Origin of the sequence: Halalkalibacter okhensis (assembly GCF_000787375.1) — a bacterium.
Taxonomy (GTDB): domain Bacteria; phylum Bacillota; class Bacilli; order Bacillales; family Bacillaceae_D; genus Halalkalibacter; species Halalkalibacter okhensis.
This window is the reverse complement of the sequence record NZ_JRJU01000076.1, coordinates 1-3,630: the sequence shown is the minus strand read 5'-3', so window position 1 is coordinate 3,630 and position 3,630 is coordinate 1. Positions and strand designations below refer to the sequence as shown.

The 3,630-nt window shown below is 40.7% G+C and carries 4 protein-coding genes; 3 read left to right on the top strand and 1 reads right to left on the bottom strand.

Annotation, left to right across the window (positions count from 1 at the left end; all coding sequences use genetic code 11):
- Positions 1-83: 83 nt before the first annotated feature.
- Positions 84-323: a hypothetical protein gene (locus LQ50_RS23925; RefSeq protein WP_034634223.1), complete on the top strand. Its 240-nt coding sequence runs from the start codon at positions 84-86 to the stop codon at positions 321-323.
- Positions 324-420: 97 nt separating this feature from the next.
- Positions 421-1,728, top strand: coding sequence for a CBS domain-containing protein (locus LQ50_RS23920; protein WP_034634221.1), 1,308 nt, complete (start codon positions 421-423; stop codon positions 1,726-1,728).
- An 81-nt stretch (positions 1,729-1,809) separates the two neighbouring features.
- Here LQ50_RS23920 and LQ50_RS23915 read toward each other — a convergent pair whose 3' ends face one another.
- Positions 1,810-2,094 carry a YtpI family protein gene (locus LQ50_RS23915; RefSeq protein WP_052144938.1) on the bottom strand — a complete coding sequence of 95 codons (285 nt, stop codon included), beginning with the start codon at positions 2,092-2,094 and terminating at the stop codon, positions 1,810-1,812.
- 138 nt (positions 2,095-2,232) lie between these two features.
- On the opposite strand from LQ50_RS23915, the gene LQ50_RS23910 reads away from it, so the two are divergent.
- Entirely contained in the window at positions 2,233-3,165 is a 933-nt protein-coding gene (locus LQ50_RS23910) for a DHH family phosphoesterase (RefSeq protein ID WP_034634218.1), read from the top strand.
- Positions 3,166-3,630: the final 465 nt, after the last annotated feature.

Genomic DNA, 3,630 nt, shown 5'->3' with positions numbered 1-3,630 from the left:
TGCACCTTTTTTTAATAGGCTCTTGGTCTTTTATGTGGTTTGTTGCATAAAATGTACAAACAGTAAGTAGTGAGGTGAGGTTTTTGAAGCAACGATTGTTTTTGTCGTTTTTGCTTGCTATAGCGATGGTCGTGTATGGATTAGAATACCTGCCTTTTGATGGCTCGGGAATGGACAGGGTGTTTGCGTGGTCATGGCTCGTTTTTGCCATGATGGTGATAAGTGGGAACGGTCTTCATCTGTTATACCAGAGAAAGCGAAAAAAACGAGTGGCTGTACCTATTCGATATGTAACTCAATCACGTGAAAAAATGCGAGGGTAACAACAAGCCTTGATAGTCCGAACTTTCAGACGTATAATGATATTAGTACAGAATGTATGTATTAGTACAACAGCTGAGTGAAAGTGTGGTGGCTATCATGGCTACAAAGCATGAGCAAATCATTGAGTATATTACGAATCTTGCGGTAGGAGAGAAAATCTCCGTGCGTTCGATTGCGAAAGCTCTTACAGTTAGTGAAGGAACAGCATATCGTGCCATTAAAGAAGCTGAAAACCAAGGCTTAGTTAGTACGATCGAGCGAGTAGGGACTGTTCGAATTGAAAATAAGAAAAAAGAAAATATTGAGAAGCTTACATATGCAGAAGTAGTCAATATTGTTGATGGACAAGTATTAGGTGGACGTAACGGACTTCATAAGACGTTAAACCGCTTTGTCATTGGGGCTATGAAATTGGAAGCGATGATGAGGTATGTAGATCCGGGAAATCTATTGATTGTGGGGAATCGCGAGCAAGTTCATAAGGTTGGCTTAGAAGCGGGAGCGGCCGTTCTAATTACAGGTGGGTTTGGGACAAGTGAGGAAGTGATTGAGCTAGCTGATGAACTAGAGCTACCAATTATTTCAACGAGCTATGATACGTTTACTGTTGGTTCAATGATTAATCGTGCGATTTATGACCAACTAATAAAAAAAGAGATTGTATTAGTCGACGATATTTTAATTCCTTTTCAAGATACGTTCTATATGACAACCCAAAACACGGTTGAGAAATGGCATGATCTTAATCATAAAACAGGCCATAGCAGATATCCTGTCATTGATGGAAATCTGAAGATTCAGGGGATGGTTGCGGCAAAAGATGTTCTTGGGGCTTCCAAGCAAACCCCGATTGAAAAAGTAATGACAAAGAACCCCATTACCGTAAATGAACGCACCTCTATTGCAGCGGTTGCGCATGTGATGGTTTGGGAAGGGATAGAATTACTACCAGTCATTGATACTCACAGAAAGTTGCTAGGTGTAATCAGTAGACAGGACGTGTTGAAAGCACTGCAAATGGTTCAAAAGCAGCCGCATATCGGTGAAACCATTGAAGATATTGTCACAAGCCGTGTGCGAGATATTTCAACAACGGACGAATTAATTTTTGAATGTGAAGTCACGCCGCAAATGACCAATCAACTAGGGACGATTTCCAATGGGGTTATTACAACACTTGTAACAGAAATTGGCAGTCGCGTGATGCGCAAGTATAAAAAAGGAGATTTGGTTGTCGAAAATATCACATTGTATTTTCTTAAACCTGTCCAAATTGATAGTGTGCTGACGATCAAACCGAAAATACTTGAGGTAGGACGAAAGCATGGGAAGATTGATGTAGAACTTTACCACGAATCTGCAATAGTAGGAAAAGCAATGATGATGGCTCAAGTTATTGATTAATAAAAAACAAGGAAGGATCTGCTCTCTATGGATGATGCATCACATGCGTTAGAGTAGAAAGCAGATCCTTCCTGTTTTGCGTTAGTCACCTAATTGAGCGACATAATGACGAGAGGCACGGTAGCCATAAATAATGTTTGCCACACCAAGAACAGCAAAGAGTGCACCTACAACAAGGTCAATGACACTACGATTAAAGATGAGAAGGTTTGCACCAAACGCCGCCAAAAAGAACCCTAATGACAAAGAGGATTTTGTTTGATAAATTCGCTTTAATAAAGATTCTTTAGAGCGCCACATTTTAATCTTATTATATAAGAAAAAGACAGCAGAAATAATAACAATAATGGTTAACAGTTTATCCAAGAATTGAACCTCCCTAATATCTAGTTGGGTTAATACATCTCATGTTTTACGTATAACCTCTCGTAGTCATTGTATATCGAGATAAACGAATTTGCTAGTGGAGGAACAGTGAACAAGCTAATAAGGAGGAAAAGATTGATGATAAAGCAGATTCAAGAAAAAATTAATCAATATGAGACGATCATTATACATCGTCATGAACGACCTGATCCCGATGCATTGGGATCACAATTAGGATTAGCTGAAGTGATTAAAGACCGCTTTCCAAATAAGAGGGTGTTCGTTGTCGGAGAGGAGGAGCCGAGTCTAGTTTTTCTAGGAGAGATGGATCACATCTCTGACCAAGAGTATAATCAAGCACTTGTTATTGTATGTGATACAGCTAATACGGAAAGAATTGATGATAAACGTTATGACTTAGGCGCATGCTTGATTAAGATTGATCATCATCCGAACGAGGAGCCCTACGGAGACTTAGTGTGGGTTGATACAACATTTAGTTCCACAAGTGAAATGATCGTTGAATTCATCGAGCAAGGAAAAACGGCAGGTTATAAACTGAATTCAACATCTGCCTTATTATTATATGCAGGAATTGTAGGGGATACAGGCAGGTTTAGATACACCAATACGAGTCCAGAAACATTACAAAGGGCCAGCCTTCTAGTGAAACAACCGTTTGATCAGAATGCGTTCTATTCAAATTTACATAAAAAAGACTTGAAAATCACAAGACTTCAAGGGTATGTCCTCCAACATTTTTCAATATTAGAAGAAACAGTTGGTGTGATGCGCTTAACAAAAGAAGATCTCGAGCGCTTTAACGTTACCTCTACTGAATCATCACAGCTTGTTAATACGTTTTCTGATGTAGAAGGACTCAAAGTTTGGGTATTTTTCGTTGAAGACGGAGAAAAGATCCGAGTAAGACTCCGTTCCAAAGGCCCAGTAATTAATACAATTGCAACTGAACATAGTGGAGGCGGACATCCTATGGCTGCCGGAGCAACCGCATATTCGTGGGACGAAACCGAAGAAATTGTGAAAAAACTAGTAGAGGTTTGTAAATAGGGAAGAGATGGACAAGGTGCGTAGAAATGGTTGTTAAATAAAGAGACGGGATGAAGCTCAAAATCAGTGGCCGGAGTCCATTACGGTAGCCAAAGAGGAAGGGTGGAACCCGAAAAGAGAGCCTGAAAAGGATTACGGTAGCCAAAGAGGAAGGTTGGAGCCCGAAAAGAGAGCCTGAAGAGGATTACGGTAGTCAAAGAGGAAGGTTGGAGCCCGAAAAGAGAGCCTGAAGAGGATTACGGTAGTCAAAGAGAAAGGTTGGAACCCGAAAAGAGAGCTTGAAGAGGATTACGGTAGCCAAAGAGGAAGGGTGGAACCCGAAAAGAGAGCCTGAAAAGGATTACGGTAGCCAAAGGGGAAGATTGGAACCCGAAATTAGAGTCTGAAGAGGATTACGGTAGTCAAAGAGGAAGGTTGCCCCCCGAAGTTAGAGCCTGAAGAGGATTACGGTAGCCAAAGAGGAAG